The organism is Ruegeria sp. O5, from assembly GCF_056535105.1.
The window spans coordinates 257,306-279,298 of sequence record NZ_JBQERN010000002.1; the positions used below are offsets into that span (position 1 = coordinate 257,306).

The following is a 21,993-nucleotide window of genomic DNA, read 5'->3' on the forward strand; positions in this document are numbered from 1 at the left end:
TTTAAAGGGAACCGGGCGCGCTCTGGTCGATCCGGAACGAGGCCCGGTCGGATTGGCCCTGTGCATCCACCACCACAAGTGAGGTAAATCCGGGTCCGGGATTGGGAATTTCGAATTCTCGCTGCCGTTGCCCGGTCAAGACAGGCACGCCGTTGGTCAGAACGGAAAACGGCCCGACACCACCGCGTAGTTTCACCGTCAGAGGGCTCCCGAAAGTCTCTAACACAGCGTTTTCTGGTGGAAACAACAGATCAGGTGCGGTTTGGTCCGTTTCGAAAGCCGCCGCGCGGGGCCGGAAACGTTGCAACGGTTGCGGCAATTGCGCCGCGCCAACCAACAGTGTTGATGGCGGCGGTGGGCGCAAGGGCGTGAGTTCGGGTTTCAACAGGCCAAAAGCCTCGGTCAAAAGCGGCGCGGCAACGTCCCCTCCGAATGCGCCGGGAACAGGTGTGCCATCCGCACGTCCCAGCCAGACCCCGATGACATGCTGCCCGTCAAAGCCAATGGCCCAGGCATCGCGGTGCCCATAAGAGGTACCTGTCTTAAAGGCCAGCGTCCCTGAAGTGCTGCCCGTGGGTGCTGTGATCCCGGATAGGATATCCGCAATCTGCCATGCTGAGGTTTCGGACAAAACACGAGAGGTGAGCCGTGCATCAGCCAGGGTGTCATGGCGCAGGATCGGGCCTTGCCCACCAGCGGCCAGCGTCACGTAGATCTGTACAAGATCATGCAGGCTCAAACCGACACCACCCAAGGATATTGCCAATCCGGGTGTACCACTGCTCAGGCGCGGTTCTGATCCTGCTGTCCGCAGTGCTGCCATCACGCGCGCAGGGCCCAGCTCGTGCGTCAGGTGCACGACAGGGATATTCAGCGACAATTGCAGCGCGTCCCGAACCCTTACATCGCCCCGGAAAACACCATCGAAGTTACGCGGGGCGTAACGCCCGAACATCACCGGGCTGTCGCTGATCAGGGTTTCCGGATGGGCCAGACCCTGATCGAATGCCAGCCCGTAAACCAAAGGTTTCAGCGTCGATCCGGGCGACCGCACGGCTTGGGTCATATCCACGAACCCTTGTCGTGCATCCTGATACCCGGCTGACCCGACCGAGGCCAAAATCTTACCGTCGCGATGATCTGCCACGATCAGCGCACCGGACACGCGCGGCCCGATGCGCGCGGCGGCCCGAGCGACCAAAGTTTCCAACCGGGCTTGCACCCCTGCATCCAGGGTCAGATCAAATACACCGGTTGCAAGGGTTTGGCCTTTCACGCGGTCGGTCAGATGGGGTGCAAGGCGCGGAAACGGGATCATTCGATCAGGAATGGTTTCCGTCAGGGCTGCGTGCATTTCAGCCTTGGTCAATACGCCGTGGCGCTCCAACCTGCGCAAAATCCGATCTCGGGCAATTTGGGCTGCCTTGGGTCTGCGATCCGGGCGTCGTGCCTCCGGGGATTGCGGCAAAGCGACCAGCAGGGCCGCCTGTGCGGCGGTCAAACGGGTTGCTTCTTTGCCGAACCAGGCGCGGGCACCGGCACGGATACCTTCCAGATTGCCGCCATAGGGGGCATGGGTCAGGTAGAGGTTCAGGATCTGTGTCTTGCTCAGCTGTCGCTCCAGCGCCAATGCGACCCTAATCTGGCGAAACTTGCCACTCCAGCGTCCGGTCGATCCATCTTCGATCAGCCGCGCGACCTGCATGGTCAGGGTTGACCCGCCTGAAACAGCGCGCCCGCTCCAAAGGCTTTGCCCGGCTGCGCGCAGCAACGCGACAGGGTCCACGCCCGCGTGGGTCCAGAAACGTTTATCTTCGTACCGGATCAGCATAGCGGTGAAATTGGGATCGACCGCACCGGGTTGCAGCCTCCAGATGCCATCTGCAATCGGGAACACGCGCAGAAGGTCACCGTTACGATCCCGCATCTCGACCGAGGTTTCAGTCAGAACGGGCGGCAGCACTGTGGCGTCGACCCAGCGGTCAACACCATCCCGCGCCAACGCCGCCAGATAGAGAGCACCGGCCAACGCAAATAACAGGCGCGGCACCCTAGGCATGAGAGCCGCCCAAACAGGGGTATGAACGACGTCCGGTCACTGCACCTCGACCCGTCCCGTCGCCGTTCGCGCACGGTTCTGGGGGCGGTACATATCCTCGACCGAGGCCGCCGGATGGTGGAACACGCCCGGTGTGACGGCACGGGCGACATAAGCCAGCGTCACGGTCTGGCGTCCAGACAGGTCAACCGCAGCCAGGAACCTGTCCGAGCGGAACTCGGTATGCGTGGCATCAGACAGATCCAACCAGTCCAGCGACCGTACATCGCCCGATCGCAGCAGGTTCGGGTTGTCGATCTCGATCCCGGCGGCAAGAGGATCGTCTACCATCAGACGCGCCCCACCGCTTTCAAACGGCGTGACCGTCAGAACCGTAACAAACCGGTCCCCCACGGCAAATCGGCCTGCGTCAATCAGATCGCCGTCCATCGAATAATACTGCCGTTCGATTGCATAGCCGGTGCCACCAGCCCCTGGCGGATCCTCGGGGATTCCGGTCACCGTCAGGGTGATATCGGTTGCCTGACCGTCGGTCGCAGTGATATTGACCTCCTCCGCCTGCCCGGATTGCAGAACCTGAACAAAGGGGCCGGAAACTGACACGCCATTGACCGTCAGGCCGGACCCTGAAGGGTCTGACACCAGCGCGTGCGCCGCCAACAGGGACCACGCGGCCTCTTGTGTGGACAGGGGTGTGCGGCCCGTGCTTACCCGTTGGATCAATGCGTTGCGGTCAATCGCCTCGCTGCCTGCATCTACGGCTAGGGTCAGCAGGCCCGCCGCATCCCGCAGGCGGGTGCCGTAATCCGCGCGCCAGTGGTTTTCCTGATCGTTCGGCACCTGTTGCAACATCCGCGCCGCACGGGCGAACATCGCGTCTGCGCGGGTCTGGTCCCCGTACGAGGCCAGCGCAGCGCCCAGTTGCGCTGCAGCCAACGGCGTGTCGAAAGCATCCCCTTTGACATCCGCATAATAGCGCAGATCGCCCATCGCCGCCGCGCCTTCCCGCGCCAGAACCATCAGGGCATAAGCGATATCCTGACCACCTTCGTCAAAATCCGGCGCATAATTGACCCGATTGCGCAGGTTATCCATGGCCTGCGCAAAAGCCTGATCCGGTACCGGGTGCCCCTGCGCACGGGCGCGCGACAGGAAATCGGTCACATAGGCGTCCAGCCAGAAATCACCGCTGCCTGCGCGCCACAGGCCAAAGGCACCGTTTGCAGCCTGACGAGTCAGGATGCTTCGGATTGATTCCGTGATGCGTTGATTCACCTCCGGGCCATTGCCCAGCCCCGAGGCCTGCGCAACAGATGACAGGTAAAGCAGCGGCAGCGCCTTGCTTGTGATCTGCTCGGTGCAGCCATAAGGGTAACGGTTCAACTGATCCAGCAGGCCGGGCATATCGAACTTTGCCAGTGCTCCGGCGGACAGGATGGCCTTGGCCGAGCCGGGTTGAAACCCATCAAAAACATCCTGCGAAAACAAAAAGCTGTCGCCCGCACCCAGCGCAAAGCGCCGTGTCCGGGCAATCACGGGATCATTGGCCCGCACCGGCATCCGCAGGGTTTGCGACAGATCGCGCCCGTCTGGCGTGGTGATGGAAACGCTGATCTCTGGATCGCCAATAACATGGGCCGTTACAGGGATGTCGAACACCGCTTTGCCACCATCCTCCAGCAGAAAGCTTGCCGGTACCGGGCCCAGTTCCAGCCCACTGGTGGTGGTCAGGCCAAGCGCCATGTCTCCGGATGCGCCATCCGCATGGACAATCTCAAGCCGCATCCGACTTTGATCGCCGGGGGCCAGAAACCGCGGCAGACTGGCAGTAACCACCACCGGATCGCGGACGATCATGTCAGCTTCGGCCTGACCGACGGCTTTTTGTGACCACGCGACGGCCATCAGTCGGACCGTACCATTGAAGGCGGGCAGGGGGATGTCGACCTCAACCGCGCCATCCGCACCGACCTGAACCGGGCCGCTGAACACCGCCATCAGATCTTGCGTCGGTGGCGGGGATTGGCGGCGCATCCCGTTGTCATTGTCGCCGCCAGAGCGAACCGTACCCATCGTTCCGTTCATGCCGTTGATCAGCCGCCCGTAAACATCACGCAGGTCCACACCCAGCCGACGTTGCCCGAAATAGTACGCTTGCGGGCTTGGGCTTTCGAACCCCGTCAGGTTGAGGATGCCCACATCCACAGCAGCAAGGGTCAGCCAGACTGGATCATCGCTTGTAACATTTTCGACCCTAACAAGGGCCTTCTGTGTTTGACGGGGCGAGGTAACCTCGGGCACCTCAATGGCAACCGACAGCGTGCGATCCGCAGGATCAATGGCAGCATAGGCGACGCCCATGGCGCGTGCCGGGTTCTGACCGGCCGCAACATCCATCGGTCGGATCACCGTGGCAGTGACATAGGCACCTGCACCCCAATCTTCTGTCACCTCTATCGGGATAACACTCTCGCCCTCCTTTACGGCAACCATCTGGCGATGGATCAGTCGGTTCGACAGCACTTCGACTTGGGCGATACCTGCCATGCGCGGAACGATGCGCAGCTGTGCGGTTTCCCCGGCGCGATAGCTGTCGCGATCCAGCGACATCTCAAGCCGGTCAGGCGTGGTCGAAGCATCTGCGGCCTGATACCAGCCTGCGTGGAAATCGACAGCGGTTTCCGTAAAGGTGCCATCAATACGTTGGACTACCAGTTCATAACGGCCCCAGTCCACGGGTTGGGACAACGTCAAAGGAATAGTGGCGACGTCAATCTCTCCGGTGGCAACGCGAGTGCGTCTGGTTGTCGGTTCCCAATTCCAGTTTCCGTAAAGCTGATACCATTGATACCGCGTTTCGATCTTGTTCAGCGTCCAGCGCAGGCGCATCGGGCTGGGGCTCAGGTCGGGTGCAAGGCCGATGATCTGAAACGCGGCCTCGGTACCTTCAGGGAGTACGTCCTCGAACAGGGGTTTGACACCGATGACAGGTTGCGGCGGCAGGACAGGAACGCTCAGGTGACGTTCAACAGGGCGGCCTGAGCCGTCAGCCAGTCGCGCAATAACCTCGGCTTCAATTGGCTTCCCTTCCGTCTCTAACACAGGGATTTCAACGGCAATAGATGCTTTGCCGTTTGCATCTGTACGCGTGTCACCAAAATAGGTGCTTTTGATCGATGTCTCGGCGTCATAGCGGCCAAAGCGATACCCGTCGTAGCCCGGCACTGTGTCCGCCGGGCGTGCGATAACCTGACCGTCGATGCTCAGGTCCGACCCCGGCGCACCAAACAGATAGCGCGCGTCGATCGAAAGCGGAGGGCTGTCGCCGGGACGCAGGGGCGCGTCCGGCAGGGTCAGCTCAAAATCTATACGTTCCGGCAGGAAGTCTTCTACCAGCACTGTTTGCCGCGCCAACGCATCGCTTTTGGGATCAGACCTGATCTCGATCCGCCAAGCACCGCGCGGTGCATCCTCCGCAACAGGCAGGGCAAAGATATGCCCCCCGGCGACGCCGCCATCCGAGACGGTTCGGCGGTATTCCACGCCGTCAGGGCGATACAGGATCGCAATCAGGGGCAGGCCCTCGATAGCCTGCGCCTCACCATCGCGCGACAAGGCGGTGAGGTGGATCACCTCTCCGGCTCGATAAGCGCCGCGATCCGTGGCTAGAAAAACATCAACCGGCCCCGCAGGTGCACGTCCTTCAACACCACGATCTGACAGGTCAAAGGCAGGATCGGTCAGGGATAGAAAGCTGAAGTCACTGTCCCCGGTCGATGCCATCACCAGCGCGGGCGCACTTGCCCCCTTGCCCCGTGTCAGGCCGGGATCGAACCGGACATAACCCGATTCATCCGTTCGCGCTTCGGCGATGACCGCATTTGCGCTTGTGACCAGTGAAACCTCGACACCTTCACGGGGTGCCGCGTCGCTCAGCCCGCGCACCGTGACGTGCAACCCGTCGGTGCCAAGCACGCTGCTGATCCCAAGATCGGACAGAACAAACCATTGCGTTGCGCCCGGGTCGTCATAGGGATCAGCCCCCGGAACACGGGCGGTCAGAGCATAAATACCGGCGGGCTGATCCGCGATCGCCTCGGCCATGGGCAGGCGCGCCGTCATGGTCTGGTTCAGTTCGTTGGCCACTTCGGCGATGCCAGTCCAGATATCCTCGGCAATTTCATCGGAAAATTCTGCTTCCTGCCATTCACTAAGCGGACGACCGAAGAAATCCTGCTGCACCGCGCGCAACAGGTTCCGGTCGCTGACCCTCCGCAGGATCAGGTTCAGCTCGGTGACGTTGACCGTTTCAACGGGCAACGCAGCATCAGCGGATTTCGGCAGAACGTAGCTGCGCCCGGGAAACCGGACCGAAGGCGCCCGGTCGCGCACGTAATGGGCAAGCTCAACATTGCGGTTCAGCGCCTCGCCCGAGGCGGAGGGCAAGCCTTCGCGTAGCGTCAGGCGATAGCGCTGACCATGGGCGACACCGCCAACGCACAGCTGCCTGCCCTCAGCCTGTACCACCAACCCGTCATCGTTGCGCTGGACAAACGGATCATAGTCGACCCCCGCCTTGACCAGCGGTTCTGAAAACTCGACGCAGATCCGCGGTGCAACGGCGTCGCTTTCCACAGAACTGTCGACCACGCGAAACCCGTATTTCTTGATGGCATCATTCAGCGCGGCCAGTACATCCTCGCGCGGTTGGATTTGCTCTGCCAGCCGCAGCACAGGGATCATATCGCGCCCGCGCTCGACCTCTTCCAGGGCGCGGGCCAATGTCATTAGGGCGGCAACCTGCGTGCCGGGAGTATCGGCGCGCAAGTAGCCATTGGTTGCGGCATTCAGCGCACGGTTGCGCAGGTCGCGCCGTTCACTCCAGTCCGAAGAGTTTGTCTGCAACAACAGGCGCGCGTATTCCACCCATAAATCGGGCGCGTCACTGAGCGATACGGCCACACCAGTCCAATTCATCGCCTGCCGCGGGCTGCTCGCGCTGCGCGCCGCGCCCAGAACAGCCTGCAGGTCGTTACCCTGTGCCATATGCAAAAAGCCCAGATCGCGCGCCTGATCTGCGGCCTGCTTCAGGTCAGCAGTACCAAGTACATTCAACGCATTTGCACGCGTTTTTGCCAAAGTTTGGGTCTGATCTAGAGTAAGCACCTTCTGCGCAGACACAGCCCCCTGATAGGCCTCTTGCCGGTTTACACCGCTTTTTGGAAAACAGGCATTGGATCGGGTGTTGTAGGTGAACGCGGTGCAAAGTGTATTGGCGGAACAAGCCTGAATGCAGGACTTCAGATCGGTATCGAAAAGGGCGTCCAGATCCGAGCCATAAAAATCTGCGTCCCGTGTCGTGATGTAGCGGAAATCAGGCACTGCATCCTGCGCCTGGGTGGCGCCGGGCTGGACCAATAGTGAAAAGACGTAAGTTATTGAAATAAAAACAAAGCGGCGCATGGTGCCCTCCTCTTTGGGCACAGCGTTGCATGGTGTGCGCCTGTTGTGCAACGGCTTAAACAGTTTTTCATCTTCCGCCGGGATGCTGGGCGCAGAGCGTTCTGGAATCAATCAAATGAGTCTTGCACATAAATTGGCACAGGAACGGCGCGCGCGTTTGGCAGCTGAACGGATGCTGGCCCTGAAACAGGCCGAGCTTTCGGCAGCCAATCGCAAACTGGGCCAACATGCCATGGCGTTGACCAAACGAATTGGCGAAACGCAGGCTGAGGTTGAAACCGTTCGGGATGAAAACGAAAAGGTCAAATCCGATCTCTGCGTGGCCAACGCCAAGATCGAGGTTGCCGAACGCCGTTTGTGGCACTCGATTCAGACAATTCAGGACGGATTTGCCTTTTTTGACGGTGACAACCGGCTGATCGGCGCAAACACCGCGTATCTGAGCGTTTTTGAAGGCCTGGACGAGGTCGCGCCGGGGATATCATACCCGCGTATTCTGCATTTGCTGACGTCAGAAGGTATTGTCGATATCGGGGATGAATCCGCGGAAGACTGGCAGGACAGAATGCTGGCCCGCTGGAGCCGCGCCAACCCGCCACCAATCGTCATGCAGCTTTGGAACGGTCACTATATCCGCCTGATCGACCAGCGCGGCAGCGGTGGCGATATGGTGAGCCTTGCTCTCAACATCACAGCGTCGGTCCGGCACGAAATCGAGCTTAAGGCGGCGCGCGAGAGGGCCGAAGCAGCAAACCGGGCCAAGTCGGCCTTTCTGGCCAATATGAGCCATGAAATCCGCACCCCGATGAACGGCATCGTTGGCATGTCCGAATTGCTGGACGAGACACCGTTGGACGAAGAGCAGCGGCTATACGTCAACACGATCCGCAATTCGGGTGAGGCGTTGCTGGTCATCATCAACGACGTTCTGGACTATTCCAAGATTGAGGCGGACAAGCTGACTCTGCACCCCGAACAGTTCGATCTTGAACGTTGCATTCTTGAAGTTGCGATGCTGCTACAGCCCAGCGTGCGCGATAAGGGGCTGACATTGCTGGTGGATTACGACTTGTTCTTGCCAACCCTTTTTGTGGGCGATCCTGGTCGGATACGGCAGGTTCTGACCAATCTGGTCGGCAACGCCGTCAAGTTCACCTCCGAAGGCTACGTGCTGGTCCGGGTGACAGGGGTGCCCAACCCGGATGCGCAGATGTGCGACATCCATATCGCGATTGAAGACACCGGAATTGGCATCGACGCCGAGAAAATCGACCACATATTTGGCGAGTTCAATCAGGTCGAAGACGAGCGCAACCGCCAGTTTGAAGGCACCGGGCTTGGCCTTGCCATCACCAAGCGGCTGATCACCTTGATGGGCGGCACGGTCTGGGTTGAAAGCGAACCGGAACAGGGATCCTGTTTCGGTTTTCGCGTGACACTGCCCACGGTAGAAGGTCCGCAACCCGAGCCTCCGAACCTGGCGGAATGTTTGAAACATGTCCTGCTGGTCGAAGACCTTGCCGTGAACCGGGCCATTCTTGCCAAGCAGCTTGGGCGACTGGGGGCTGAGGTGACGGTTTGCACGTCGGGGACCGAGGCGCTGTCACAGATGAATGATCAGATTGATCTGGTTCTTTGTGACCACGACCTGCCGGATATGGATGGGCTGGACCTTGCGGTCTCGCTCAGGGATCGGGGGTGGGGTGATATTCCGGTGGTTGTGATGTCGGCAAACCCAGGCTTGATTCACGCGCATCCTGCCCGTGACCTGATCGACGGTGTCTTGCAGAAACCCATCCCGCGGTCCGAGTTGTATAGCAGGCTGATGGCGCTTGACAGCCCATCGTTGGAAAGGTGCCCTTTGGACGTGGGCAAAACAGTCTCTAAAAAGCGAGATTCTGAATCTGCGCACCCCCGACGTATGAGGGTTCTTGCCGCCGAGGACAACCGTACCAACCAATTGATCCTGAAGAAGATGGTTAAGGATCTGAATATCGATCTTCGCTTTGCCTCCAATGGGATTGAAGCGGTTGAGATCTATCAGGCGTTCGAGCCAGATCTGATCTTCATGGATATTTCAATGCCGAAGATGGACGGCAAACAGGCAACAGCGGAAATTCGCGGGCTTGAGGTTGCAACCGGTCGTCACGTTCCCATCGTTGCCCTGACGGCTCATGCCATGGCGGGGGATGATCAGGGTATTCTGTCAGCCGGCTTGGACCACTACCTGACCAAACCGCTACACAAGAACCGAATTCACCAGATGATCCTGCAACACCAACCCGATTGCGTCTGCTCGGTCGCAGACACCATGCCCGGTGTCAAAATCCGGCGTGAGCGGGGCGAAAACCCAAATCCGACCTCGTCGGGCTGACACTTCAGGCGTTTGCCATCGGGATGCAAGTTCAAGTGATCTGGGTTTCAGGCCGCATAAGGTCTGACGAAAACGGGCTTATCCGCTTCCGACAGATCAGGGCGGTATTCATAGCCGCCACTGTCGAAATCCAGCAGTCCCTTAGGGTCGGTCAAGCGGTGTTGGATGACATACCGCGCCATGGCACCGCGCGCCTTTTTGGCAAAAAAGCTCACAATCTTTGGGGTGCCGCCCTTATCTTCCATGAAGACCGGTGTGATGACGCGCAGGTTCAGGGCATTCAAATCCACCGCACCAAAATACTCCTGACTGGCACAATTCACCAGAATGTTGCTGTTAATCTCGGCACCTTGTGCATTCAGTGCCTTACTCAGCTGATCGCGCCAGTATTCGTAAAGGTTCTTCCCTCTTCGGGTTTTAAGCTTGCTGCCCATCTCAAGCCGGTAGGGCTGTATCGCGTCGAGTGGCCGCAACACACCATAAAGGCCGGAAAGGATGCGCAAGTGGTCTTGCGCCCATAACAGCTCGTCTTCGTCCAGCGAAGCAGCTTCAAGCCCTTGATATGTGTCGCCAGCAAAAGCAAGCGCAGCCGGGCGTGTGACCTTGGCGTCGGGTGCATCCGAAAAAGCGCGATACCGGTCGCGGTTCAGGCGTGCCAGATCGTCGCTCAGATCCATCAGTTTCTTCAGATCACTCAGCGTCAGGTTGCGAGCGGTTTTGGACAGCCGGATCGCATCCTCCTGAAAATCGGGCTGCGTTACCCCGACATTCCGCTCTGCCCAGTCCAGCCGTTTGGCCGGGGAAATCACGATCAGCATATCCGCCCTCTTTCTTGCCTGTTCGGGGGTATCTAGCCCGCCTCACGCAGCACGTCCAGAAAAGCGGCGCCAAACCTTTCGTGACGTCGATCACCCAGCACCTGCGCAATCCCACGGGGATCGTCTGGGCGGAGTTGCGCAACTTTTGCCAATTGTGAGGCCGAGCAGGTCAGGGGCTTGTCGATCCCGGCTGGACCGCGCGACAGCAAGGACTGAACTTCCATCAAACGGTCGTAAATCTCACCCTGATTGCGGCCAGCCAGTTTTCGGCGCGCCGGATGAACGCTTTTTACCGCCCCTGCGATCACTTCAAGGAACGTGTCGCCATAGCGTTCCAGCTTTTTGGCCCCAACACCGCCGATTCGGGCCATTTCGTCCAGCGTTACAGGGCGCTTTTCCGCCATCTCGATAAGCGTGCGGTCGGGAAAGATGACATAGGCCGGAACACGTGCAGCTTCGGACAGGGCACGGCGTTTGGCCTTGAGCGCTGACAGCAGCGGGGCGTCTTCTTCGGACACCATAGCCTTGACCGCAGGCCGACGTACCGCATTGCGCAGCGTATCCTTGCGCAGGTTTATCTTTGCCTCGCCTTTCAAAATTGGTTTGGCCGCCTCGGTCATGCGCAATGCGCCGTGACGTTCAGGGTCTGGGCGCACCAGATCGTGGCCCATCATCTGGCGGAAAATGGCCTGCCATTGCGGGTGCGTCCAATCTTTGCCGATGCCAAATGTGGACAAATCCTCGTGGCGGCGGGCGCGGGTTTTGTCGGTCTCGTTTCCCAGAAGGATGTCGATCAAATGGCCTGTCCCGAACCATTCCTCGGTCCTAAGGATCGCGGACAGGGCCATGCGTACCGGAGTTGTGCCGTCGAAAACTTCGGGCGGGCTGTCGCACAGATCGCATTTGCCGCAGGGTCCTGTGGCCTCGCCAAAGTAACCCAACAATGTCTGGCGGCGGCATTCCAATGCCTCGGCCAGACCCAGCAAGGCGTTCAGGCGCGCATGATCGGCCATGCGCCGCTCGGGCGGCGCTAGACCCTCGTCAATCTGTGATCGCCGCAGGCGAATGTCATCGGGGCCAAACAGGGTCAGCGTTTCGGCCGGGCCGCCATCGCGTCCGGCGCGTCCGATTTCCTGATAATAGGCTTCGATTGATTTCGGCAGGTCCGCATGGGCGACCCAACGGATATCGGGTTTGTCGATGCCCATGCCAAAAGCCACGGTTGCGACCACGATCAACCCGTCCTCGCGCGCGAAACGGGTTTCAACAATGCGGCGATCTTCGGGGTCCATCCCGCCGTGATAGTGGCAAGCCGAGTGCCCCTCGGCGCGCAGGGCCTGAGCAATCACCTCGGTTTTATTTCTGGTGCCGCAGTAAACGATACCGGACTGGCCTTTGCGCGCATCTGCGAAATCAAGGATCTGCTTGCGCGGTCCGTCCTTTGCGGCGAAAGCCAGATGAATGTTAGGCCGGTCAAATCCGCGCAGAAATTTGCGTGGCTCAATGCCATCGAACAGTTTTTCGACAATCTCATCCTGCGTTTCGGCGTCCGCCGTGGCGGTAAACGCGGCCAGCGGAACCTTCAGGGCGCGCCGCAACTCTCCGATCCGCAGGTAATCAGGGCGAAAGTCATGCCCCCATTGACTGACACAATGGGCTTCGTCCACGGCGATCAGGCTGACGTTGATCCGACGGAGCATCCCAAGCGCCGACCCGGCAGCCAGACGTTCGGGTGCCATGTAAAGCAGCTTTAGCCGCCCGTCCTCCAGCGCGTCCCAGACGGCCTCGGTTTCCTCGGGCGTGTTGCCGGATGTCAGCGCACCGGCCTCGACCCCGGCCTCTTGCAGCCCCCGCACCTGATCACGCATCAGGGCAATGAGCGGAGATATAACGACCGTCACGCCATCGCGGAGCAGTGCAGGGAGTTGAAAGCAAAGAGACTTCCCGCCACCTGTGGGCATGATCGCCAGCACGTTTTCACCTGCCGTCACGGCGTCGACAATCTCTTCCTGCCCGGGGCGGAAGGCGTCGAATCCAAAGACATCTCGCAGCAAGGGTGCGGCGTCGAACATATGCGGGGGTGCCCTGTTTTAAGGTTTATCTGCTCTTAAAACAGGACAATCACATACTAAGATTCAGTGAACAAGAGGTCAGTAGAAATAGGGCGCGTTGTTGATAAGGATGATCCGCAAGGCATAAACGCCGATCAGCACCACCAGCGGGGTCAAATCCAACCCACCCATATTGGGTAGAACGCGGCGGATCGGCCCGTAAATAGGCTCTAATATCCGATTTAATCCGTACCAGATTTGTGCAACCAGTTGTTGGTGCAGGTTGAGAACCTGAAAGTTGATCAGCCAGCTCATGATCACATGGGCCAGAATGATGAACCAGACAATGTCCAGGATCAGCAGCAGGATTTGGATCAGCGACAGCATGGGATCTCCGTTTTCTTGTTGGACGAGACCTAAGCACCCTTTCAGCAAAGAGCAAGTAGGCTGAACTCTGCGCTTGCGAATTGCCCCAAAGCCCCGTCTTATGACCGCAACAAGAAAACAGGGGCAGAAATGGCAGAAATATCCAAGCGCAGGCGTATCTGGGGCTGGTGGTTCTTCGATTGGGCCAGTCAGCCCTATCACACTCTTTTGGTCACGTTCGTGTTCGGCCCTTACTTCGCGGGCGTCGCTGCGGAATATTATCTGGCATCCGGCCTGGACGCGGGGTCTGCAGATGCACAGGCGCAGGTGGTTTGGGCCAACTGCATGACCATAGTTGGTTTGATTATTGCCTTCGGTGCACCGCTGATGGGGGCGATGGCCGATGTGTCGGGTCGGCGAATCCCCTGGATATTCGCCTTTTCCGTGATGTACGCAGTAGGTTCCGGCGCGCTTTGGTACACGATGCCCGATGGCTCGAACATGTGGTTGATGCTGTCTGCCTTTGGTCTGGGTTTCATCGGCGCGGAATACGCCCTGATCTTCATCAATTCCCAACTGCCCGATCTGGGTGATGACAGCGAAGTGGGCGAAATCTCCGGCTCGGGCTTTGCCTTCGGCTATTTCGGCGGCCTGATCTCGCTGGCGATCATGCTTGCACTGTTTGTGGAGCAGGCCAACGGCAAAACGCTGATCGGGATGGACCCCTTGTTTGGGCTGGATGCGTCGCAACAGCAGGGTACGCGGTTTGTTGGGCCGTTTACTGCGGCGTGGTTCATTCTGTTCATGGTGCCCTACTTCCTTTGGGTCCATGACGACGAAACGACAAACAAAAAGGGCAGCGTTGCCGAGGCGCTGCGGCTGTTGGCAAAATCAGTGTCTAACCTGCGCCATCGCACCAGTTTGGCCAGTTACCTGGGCTCATCCATGTTCTATCGGGATGCGCTGAACGGGCTTTACAGTTTTGGCGGCGTCTATGCCCGGCTAGTGTTGGAATGGGACCTGATCAAGATCGGTGTTTTCGGCATCGTCAGCGTTCTGGCTGCAGCGGCATTTTCCTGGGTGGGCGGCAAGCTGGACAAGAAATATGGTCCCAAGCCCGTGATCATCGTTGCGATCTGGGTGTTGATCCTTGTCTGCATCACCATCGTTTCAATGGACCGGTCCCAGATATTCGGTATCGCCATGTCCGAAGGGTCGGGCTTGCCGGATATGGTTTTCTTTGGTTGCGGTATCCTGATCGGAGGCATGGGCGGCATTCTGCAATCCTGTAGCCGGTCGATGATGGTCCGGCATACGGACCCGGCAACCCCCGTCGAAAGCTTTGGCCTTTATGGTCTGTCGGGTCGTGCCACTGCCTTTGCTGCGCCACTTCTGATCGGGATCGCAACCACGGTGACCGGTAGCGCTCGTCTGGGGGTGTCACCCATCGTTCTGTTGTTTATTCTGGGTCTATTCCTGATGCGCTGGGTGAGACCTGAAGGGGATCAGAGCAGATGAAAATAAAACGTTTTTTGATCGTTTTGGCTGCGCTTGCTTTTGCAGGCACTGCGGCGGCAGAACCGCTGGCAAAGCAGTTGTTCGGGGCACAGAAACAAGCTTCCCAGCAAAAACCGGCCGCTTTCGGCAGTTATTCGCGCGGATGTGCTGCGGGGGCAATTCAACTGCCTGAAACGGGGCCTACATGGCAGGCAATGCGCTTGTCGCGCAATCGCAACTGGGGGCATCCGCAGACGATTGACTACGTGCAGGACCTCAGCAGGTTTGCAGCCAGCCAGCCGGGATGGAACGGTCTCTATATAGGGGATATCAGCCAGCCACGCGGCGGGCCGATGACCTCGGGCCATCGCAGTCATCAGTTGGGGCTAGACATCGATGTCTGGATGTTGCCCGGCGATAACATGCGCCTGAGCCGCAAGTCGCGCGAAAACATCTCGTCCATCTCTCTTCGTCGTTCCAATGGCGCTTACGTCAACGGAAACTGGACCAAGCAGCATCATGCGCTGTTGCGCGAAGCGGCAAAAGACAAGCGCGTCGCCCGGATCTTCGTGTTTCCTGGGGCCAAGGTTCAGATGTGCGACGATGAAAAGGGGAACCGCGACTATCTGCGCAAGATTAGGCCCTGGTGGGGACATCACTATCATTTCCACGTGCGACTGAACTGTCCCAGAGGGTCAAAGGGCTGCGTGAATCAAGACCCACCCCCCAAGGGCGATGGCTGCGCCGAGGCCCGTCAATGGGTGCACAACATCCTGAACCCGCCGCCACCCGATCCGAATGCGCCGCCGCCGAAGAAACGCCGGGAATACGTTCTGGCCGACTTGCCGCAACAATGCTCCGCCGTTTTGCAATCCAACTGAGTGTAGCGCTGTTTCTTGCCCCGGTGGCGGCCGCGCTGGATGTGAAATCTGCGGTCCACCTGGACAGTTTCGTTTGGCGGCATCCAGCAAGTTGGTTTGGCGGATTCTCAGCGCTTCATATCTCGGACGACGGAGGCCAGATGATTGCGCTTAGCGACCGGGCGCGGATCGTGACCGCGCGGATTGAGCGGCGCGAAGGCCAGATCGCGGATATTCACGTTCTTGGTCAATGGCCGGTGCTGTCCAGCAATGGGCATATCATGAAAGGCGGCGTCGGCGATTCCGAAGGCATCGCGGTGACGCCGGATGGCGGGATATTCATCTCGTTCGAAGGGGTGCATCGTGTCGCCTATTACCCTGCACCGGGCTCAAGCGCGCGTGTGTTACCTCGCCCGAATGCGTTTCGGGACCTTGCCGACAATGGTTCTTTCGAAGCTCTGGCCATTGATGGGCGCGGCTGGCTTTACACTTTGCCGGAAAAGAACCGCACCGCTAAAGGGGACATTCCGGTTTACCGTTGGAATGGCGGCACATGGTCGACCCCGTTTGTTCTGCCACAGCGCAGCGGCTTTAAACCCGTTGCCGCGGATTTCGGTCCCGATGGACGGTTCTACGTTTTGGAACGCAAGGTATCCTTGGTCGGTTTTCGATCGCGACTGCGGCGATGGGACGTGGTAGACGAGAAACCAGGCACCGAGGAAACCCTGTTCGAAACCGGAACGGGCGCGCATGACAACCTCGAAGGATTGTCGGTCTGGCGCGACGGGCAGGGCCGGTTGCGCGCCACGATGATTTCAGATGACAACTTTCTGGCGTTGCAGCGGACCGAACTTGTGGAGTACCTGCTGCCCGATTGACAGGGCGCAGGCAAAGGTCTAAAGGCACGGCTTGCCTTGGGACGGTCCCTTGGCCAAGTCGCCGCTACCTTGTCAAAACGGGCATCAAAACATGCAACGTAACTTCATTCCCGGCATTATTGCCATGGCCACCATTGTTGTGGCCTCGAACATTCTGGTCCAGTTCCTGATCCTTGACGGGCTGCTGACATGGGGTGCTTTCACCTATCCGCTGGCCTTTCTGGTTACAGACATCATGAACCGCGTCTATGGCGTGGGTCCGGCCCGTAAGGTCGTGTTTGCCGGCTTTGTCACCGGTGTTATCTGTTCGCTGATCGGCAGCCAGATCATGTTGCAGGGTGACGGGTTCACCTATGCTGCCGTACCGCTGCGCATCGCCGTTGCATCGGGAACCGCCTTCCTGATCGCGCAACTGACGGATGTCACCGTGTTCAATTCCCTGCGCGGTGGTCGCTGGTGGCGTGCACCGCTGGTGTCGACGCTGGTGGGGTCGGCACTGGATACCACGATCTTCTTCACCCTCGCCTTTTCGGCTTCGGTCACCTTCTTCGGCGCCAATGCTGACGCCGCAATCAACTGGGCGTGGGAGCCGGTACCCTTCATGCTGTCCGGCCCGATGGCACCACTTTGGGTGACGCTGGCTTTTGCGGACTGGTTGGTGAAGCTTTCACTGGCGCTGATCGCCCTGATCCCGTTCAAGGTGATCGTTGCGCGGCTGACTGCGCAGCCTGTGTAAAAAAACGCTTTGAGAATGGCACAACTTGTGGCACGCTTCTTTTCAACCGCAACAGATAGAAAAGGAGGTGATCCAGTGTCAAGAAAGAGATTGGAGAGAGGTGTCGGAACAACCGGGGGGATCGCCCGTTAGGGCAGCCCTTGGCGGAGCGCTCGCTCCGGCTGGTCGATTGATCTAACCGACCCGACCTCCTGAACTTTCGAAGGGCCGTCCCGCTGGGGCGGCCCTTTTTGTTGCCGTCACCTTCTGGAGGTGATCAAAACTTACGAGGCGCGGGGGCTGGCTGAGCTCGATCCATTGTTGGAACCTGATCGCGACAAAGGCATGAATACGTGTCGTCAAAGCTTCGGTGTCTGGCCGCGTGCACTTGATGTCTGGCAAAGCTGCCGCGCGGCCTGACCCGGATATCCTTCTTCCTCGCTTTCATCGAACACGACATAGGCGGCATAAGCGAATCTGGGTGCCATTTCGATCAACTTGAGCCACCCGTTGCAAAGCTCCGGTTCGACAACACGCCGTGGGAAATATCCGGCCGAGGGAACCGACCGAAGATATTGCAGGCCGAGGGTGCCAATGCCCAGCTGAAGGCGCGGTGCATCAAGTTCCGGAAAGTTCAACATATGATCGGCGCGAAACTCCGGGCCCCAGTCTATCAGGACATAAGCGTTGCCCAGATCAGCGGGCAGGGCTTCCGGGCCGCTGCTGACAAGAACAAACTCGTCCTCGAAAAGCTGGAGCGCGGACAAGCCCGGTGCGTTTCGCGGCCGGTACATGATGGCAAGATCCAGGCTGCCTTCCTCGATCTCGCGCGTGAGTGTTTCCGACGGGGCCGCTGTCGCCCGGATGGCGACGTCAGGGAGTGCCGCCATCAACTCGGGCAGGGCGTTGATCAGATAGCCGTCCCAAAGGCTTGGTGTTGCGCCGATTTCCAAAGCAGCCGCCATCGAAGCCGGCAGACCGGCATCCAGCTTGGCCTGGGTCCACGTTCGCACCAGAACCTGCGCATGTTTGAGGAAATGCCGCCCGGCAATGGTCAGGGTCGCACCGGACTTGCTACGTTCAAAAACGGGCTGTCCAAGCTGTTGTTCGAGCGTTCGGATCCGCATACTGACGGTCGATTGCGTAACATGGACCTTGTCCGCTGCGTCAAGAAAAGTGCCGGTTTCAACGACTGCAAGGAACGTTCGGGCGAGTTCAATGTCCATCGTTCACCTATTTGAATCTTCGATATTATGGGCGATATAAATTCGTTATTCAACGCTATGCGAATGTGCGATACATGCCGCGTAGCGCGAAAGTGCCCCACCGGATCGGACCGCCAATCAACAGTTTTCATCGTATAGTGGACAACCCGATCTGCGGAACAGGTGCAATCTGTCTGCCGTAGATAAGCCTCCGACACCCAAGCGCTGCACCAACCCTTCAATGGGTAAACCGCCCATTCCCTGATGGAGAACAAAATGAGTCGAGTTTCTGTTGTTGCTCTGCTCGCGTCATTTCTTGCCCTTCCGGCCGCTGCCTTGCCGGTGGGACTGGACACGGACGGTGATGGTCTGGCTTCGCTGACCGAGCTACAGACAAAGTATCCCAATATTACCAGTGAGAGCTTTGCCGAAATTGACACGGATGCCGATGGTTTCCTCAATGACGAAGAAATGGTTGCCGCGGTCGAGGCCGAGTTGCTTCCTGATCCCAAGGGTGACGAATAAGCCAGGGTTGCCGTGAACATGAGAAATCCCACTCCACCCTACAGGTGGATGCTTGCCGGAATGGGTATCTGGTTAGTGCTGTCCCCATTTGTACTGTTCAGCCAGAAAACCCTAGCTCACGGTTCGTCTGACCGTGAGTCGCTCGCCTTCATGACGATCGGTATTGGTGTGTTGGTCATGTCAGGTGCTAGCGGCCGGGGCCACCTTCTCGCACGGGTGGCTCCGGTATTGGCGGTCGGGGCATTGCTGATCGCCGCGCCCGAGGTGCTGCATTTTACCGGTCACGGTGTGGCAGTGGCAAACGCTTGGCTCACGGGATCTGCGCTGATCGCGCTCGCCGCTTGGGAGGCGCTGGCGAGCAATAGATTGCGTGCGATCCTGTAGGCTGGCGCGGGGCAGGCAACTGCCCCGCGTTTCTTTAGGCTCTGGCGTCTAAATGATCTCGTCCTCATCGAACATCGGATCGCCGTCAAGCTGGCTGGCAATCGTATCGACCCGCATTTCGACATCCGAGCCGGTCGTTTCCGCAATATGAAACAGGGCGTCGCCCTCATGAACGACAGGCAGATTAGTGCGCCCCACGATGATACCCGTGGTTTCGCAGATGATATCGGTCCTGAGTTCTCCGAACGGGTCGGAAATGCGTCCAAGCAGGTCACCGGCGGCCACGTATTCTCCGGTCGCTTTGAAAGTCCGCAACAGGCCACCGGCGGGCGCGCGCATCCATGAGCTTGACCGGACATGGACAGGCTTTTCGCGCACAGCGGCGATGCCACGCTTGGCAACCATGCCCTTTGCGTTCATCACCCGAAGGATGCCTGCAACCCCCGCCCGCGCAGACAGTTCGTCGAAACGCAGACCCTCACCGCCCTCGAACAGCAGGATATCCACACCACGCTCTTGCGCGGCCTTGCGCAGTGACCCGTCGCGCAGCTTTGAAATCATCACCACGGGCGCACCGAAGGCATCCGCGTATCTAAGGGTGACATCCGAAGCCGGAGAGACGCGGATTTGCGGCAGATTGGTGCGATGAATCGCGGCAGAATGAAGATCGATCCCCAGGTCCGACCGCTCGACGATCTCGGTCATAAAAAGATGCGCCAGCCGACCGGCCAGCGACCCCCCCTCGCTGCCGGGGAAGGAACGGTTCAGGTCGCGCCGGTCGGGAAGGTATCGGGAATGTGTCATGAAACCAAAGGCATTCACGATCGGGATAACCAGCAAGGTACCCGCAAGCTTGTCAAGTTGTGGCGCCCGAAGCAGTCGCCGCGCGATTTCCACGCCGATCACTTCATCGCCGTGAACGGCGGCACTGACGAACAGGACCGGTCCGGGGCGGCGACCGTGAACCACGTGTACTGACATGCTTACCGGCGTGTGATCCGACAGTACGCTAACCGGCAAATCCAGAGTGGTTCGTGTGCCGGGCGGTACGCGAAAACCTCCGATTTCAAAGGGACCGCGCATCACCTTTACCCACGGCCTCGTGTCTTTGTGTTGCCTTTGGCTGCATTCTTTTCGAGAAACTCGATGATTTTGCCCGCGACATCAATGCCGGTGGCCTTTTCAACACCTTCAAGCCCGGGCGAAGAGTTTACTTCCATCACCACGGCGCCGTGATTGGCGCGCAGCATATCGACACCGCACACATTAAGACCCATGGCCTTGGCCGCACGCACGGCTGTCGAGCGTTCCTCGGGTGAGATTTTGATAGGCTTGGCGCTGCCACCCCGATGCAGGTTTGATCTGAACTCGCCCTCTGCCCCTTTTCGTTGCATCGCCGCGATCACCTTTCCACCGACCACAAGCGCACGAATATCCGTGCCGCCTGCTTCCTTGATGAACTCCTGTACCATGATGTTGACCTTGGCGCCGCGAAACGCCTCGACCACGGATTTTGCCGACCGGTTTGAATCCGCAAGCACCACTCCGATGCCCTGCGTGCCCTCCAGCAGCTTGACCACCAGCGGAGCGTCCCCCGCCAGTTTGAGAACTTCGTCGGTCTGTTTCGGGTCATGCGCGAAGGTGGTGACCGGCAATCCGATCCCGTCACGTGCCATCAGCTGCATGGACCGCAACTTGTCACGGGATCTGCCAATTGCAACCGACTCGTTGAGCGGAAATACACCCATGATTTCGAACTGCCGCAACACGGCCAGCCCATAGAATGTGACCGAAGCGCCGATCCGTGGGATCACCGCGTCATAGCGCCCAAGCTTTTTGCCGTCGTAATAAACCTCGGGTCGGCGCGACGCGATATTCATGTAACAGCGTAGCGTGTTCACGATATCCAACTGGTGCCCGCGTTGTTCAGCAGCCTCTTTCAGACGCTGGTGGGAATACAGGTTTGGATTTCGGGCAAGCATGACAAGCTTCATTGATGTCGTCCTTCTGCGTCCTTGGATCTTGTCTTGCTCTTCATCTTTTTCGGGTCTTTTCGTGCATCCAGAAGATATGAGTGGCCGGGATCGACAAGGATCCCGCGCCGTCGAATGGCGGTACGGCCAAGGATCAGATCAAACTCCATCCTCGCGCGATTGGCCAGCGAAACGTCGATCAGCCAGCGATGCCGTCCAAGCAGAAGTTGCGTTCTGACAATCAACCGGCGTTCCGGAATGCCACCAGTGTTCTTGATTTCCCGCTCGTCTACAACCCGCGTGCGCACCCGACCCGATGAACGGCGGTTATGGACCGGGATCATGAACTCGACCCATCGTTCGCCATCAACCTCGAACACGGTCTGGTCCACGGCATGCAGGGCCGCGGTTCTGGCGCCTGTGTCTATCTTTGCTGGAATATGCTCGATCCCGAACTCGGGCAGGCTGATCCGCTCGCGCCATCCTATGACTTCGGGGTATCCTGTTTGTTTAGCCATGGCGACTAAGCCACGCAGTCATCATTGGCGCGCCGGTAATTCACAAACGAATTCGCGCTCATCACAACGTAAAAACTATCCATATCGATTAACACATACCCAAGTTCAAAAAGTGCGATCGACAGGGCGCGGATATCTGCTTCATACAAACGCCTGCGCCCGGCGATCCGACGCACCAACTTGTCCGGAATGCGATACCGTCCGCTGGCCTTGCCGCCAAACTCCTGATCGTACAAGACGGCCAGACGTTCGGCTGCGGCGGATATCCAGTCATTTTCCTGCATGCACTTTCTTACAAATCAAAAAT

At 58.9% G+C, this 21,993-nt stretch carries 17 protein-coding genes; 7 read left to right on the forward strand and 10 right to left on the reverse strand.

All coding sequences use genetic code 11. From position 1 onward, the window contains the following. Position 1: 1 nt before the first annotated feature. Entirely contained in the window at positions 2–2,059 is a 2,058-nt protein-coding gene (pbpC, locus tag ACR0M3_RS05785) for a penicillin-binding protein 1C (RefSeq protein WP_480909952.1), read from the reverse strand. Between the two features lie 36 nt (positions 2,060–2,095). Beyond that, positions 2,096–7,522 carry an alpha-2-macroglobulin family protein gene (locus ACR0M3_RS05790; RefSeq protein ID WP_480909953.1) on the reverse strand — a complete coding sequence of 1,809 codons (5,427 nt, stop codon included), beginning with the start codon at positions 7,520–7,522 and terminating at the stop codon, positions 2,096–2,098. A gap of 115 nt (positions 7,523–7,637) precedes the next feature. Between ACR0M3_RS05790 and ACR0M3_RS05795 the strand changes: the two genes are divergently transcribed. Further along, complete coding sequence (locus tag ACR0M3_RS05795; RefSeq protein WP_480482681.1) at positions 7,638–9,896, forward strand: response regulator; 2,259 nt, start codon at positions 7,638–7,640, stop codon at positions 9,894–9,896. 47 nt (positions 9,897–9,943) lie between these two features. On the opposite strand, the gene yaaA is transcribed toward ACR0M3_RS05795, so the two are convergent. From yaaA to ACR0M3_RS05810, 3 genes are all read right to left on the reverse strand, one after another. Continuing rightward, a complete protein-coding gene (gene yaaA, locus ACR0M3_RS05800) occupies positions 9,944–10,714 on the reverse strand; it encodes a peroxide stress protein YaaA (protein ID WP_480482683.1) in 771 nt (256 codons plus the stop codon). A 32-nt stretch (positions 10,715–10,746) separates the two neighbouring features. Next, a complete protein-coding gene (gene recQ, locus ACR0M3_RS05805) occupies positions 10,747–12,786 on the reverse strand; it encodes a DNA helicase RecQ (protein ID WP_480909954.1) in 2,040 nt (679 codons plus the stop codon). A 78-nt stretch (positions 12,787–12,864) separates the two neighbouring features. Beyond that, positions 12,865–13,152, reverse strand: coding sequence for a YggT family protein (locus ACR0M3_RS05810; protein ID WP_170382138.1), 288 nt, complete (start codon positions 13,150–13,152; stop codon positions 12,865–12,867). Between the two features lie 129 nt (positions 13,153–13,281). Between ACR0M3_RS05810 and ACR0M3_RS05815 the strand changes: the two genes are divergently transcribed. From ACR0M3_RS05815 to ACR0M3_RS05830, 4 genes are all read left to right on the forward strand, one after another. Then, a complete protein-coding gene (locus ACR0M3_RS05815) occupies positions 13,282–14,649 on the forward strand; it encodes an MFS transporter (protein ID WP_480909955.1) in 1,368 nt (455 codons plus the stop codon). Continuing rightward, complete coding sequence (mepA, locus tag ACR0M3_RS05820) at positions 14,646–15,509, forward strand: penicillin-insensitive murein endopeptidase (RefSeq protein WP_480909956.1); 864 nt, start codon at positions 14,646–14,648, stop codon at positions 15,507–15,509. The genes ACR0M3_RS05815 and mepA overlap by 4 nt, the downstream gene beginning before the upstream one ends. Then, entirely contained in the window at positions 15,482–16,366 is an 885-nt protein-coding gene (locus ACR0M3_RS05825) for an esterase-like activity of phytase family protein (RefSeq protein WP_480909957.1), read from the forward strand. The genes mepA and ACR0M3_RS05825 overlap by 28 nt, the downstream gene beginning before the upstream one ends. 91 nt (positions 16,367–16,457) lie before the next feature. Next, positions 16,458–17,102 (forward strand): queuosine precursor transporter, encoded by a 645-nt coding sequence (locus ACR0M3_RS05830; RefSeq protein ID WP_480909958.1) that lies wholly within the window; start codon positions 16,458–16,460, stop codon positions 17,100–17,102. Positions 17,103–17,440: 338 nt separating this feature from the next. Here the strand turns inward: ACR0M3_RS05830 and ACR0M3_RS05835 are convergent, their stop codons facing one another. After that, positions 17,441–18,307 (reverse strand): LysR family transcriptional regulator, encoded by an 867-nt coding sequence (locus tag ACR0M3_RS05835; RefSeq protein ID WP_480909959.1) that lies wholly within the window; start codon positions 18,305–18,307, stop codon positions 17,441–17,443. 255 nt (positions 18,308–18,562) lie between these two features. Here ACR0M3_RS05835 and ACR0M3_RS05840 point away from each other — a divergent pair, with 255 nt between their 5' ends. Continuing rightward, the gene (locus tag ACR0M3_RS05840; RefSeq protein ID WP_480909960.1) at positions 18,563–18,811 is read left to right on the forward strand and encodes an EF-hand domain-containing protein; all 249 of its coding nucleotides are present in this window, start codon (positions 18,563–18,565) and stop codon (positions 18,809–18,811) included. A 60-nt stretch (positions 18,812–18,871) separates the two neighbouring features. Continuing rightward, the gene (locus tag ACR0M3_RS05845) at positions 18,872–19,195 is read left to right on the forward strand and encodes an SPW repeat domain-containing protein (protein WP_480487877.1); all 324 of its coding nucleotides are present in this window, start codon (positions 18,872–18,874) and stop codon (positions 19,193–19,195) included. Positions 19,196–19,243: 48 nt separating this feature from the next. Here ACR0M3_RS05845 and ACR0M3_RS05850 read toward each other — a convergent pair whose 3' ends face one another. Genes ACR0M3_RS05850 through ACR0M3_RS05865 form a run of 4 tightly spaced genes read right to left on the reverse strand, consistent with a single transcriptional unit; the run spans position 19,244 to position 21,970 of the window. Beyond that, on the reverse strand, positions 19,244–20,278 hold the full coding sequence (locus ACR0M3_RS05850; RefSeq protein ID WP_480487875.1) for a succinylglutamate desuccinylase/aspartoacylase family protein: 1,035 nt from the start codon (positions 20,276–20,278) through the stop codon (positions 19,244–19,246). A gap of 5 nt (positions 20,279–20,283) precedes the next feature. Further along, entirely contained in the window at positions 20,284–21,189 is a 906-nt protein-coding gene (gene rimK / locus ACR0M3_RS05855; RefSeq protein ID WP_480487873.1) for a 30S ribosomal protein S6--L-glutamate ligase, read from the reverse strand. After that, positions 21,186–21,686, reverse strand: coding sequence for an ATP-dependent zinc protease family protein (locus tag ACR0M3_RS05860; protein ID WP_480487871.1), 501 nt, complete (start codon positions 21,684–21,686; stop codon positions 21,186–21,188). Before ACR0M3_RS05860 ends, rimK begins: the two co-directional genes overlap by 4 nt. Positions 21,687–21,691: 5 nt before the next feature. Further along, a complete protein-coding gene (locus ACR0M3_RS05865) occupies positions 21,692–21,970 on the reverse strand; it encodes a hypothetical protein (protein WP_480482704.1) in 279 nt (92 codons plus the stop codon). Positions 21,971–21,993: the final 23 nt, after the last annotated feature.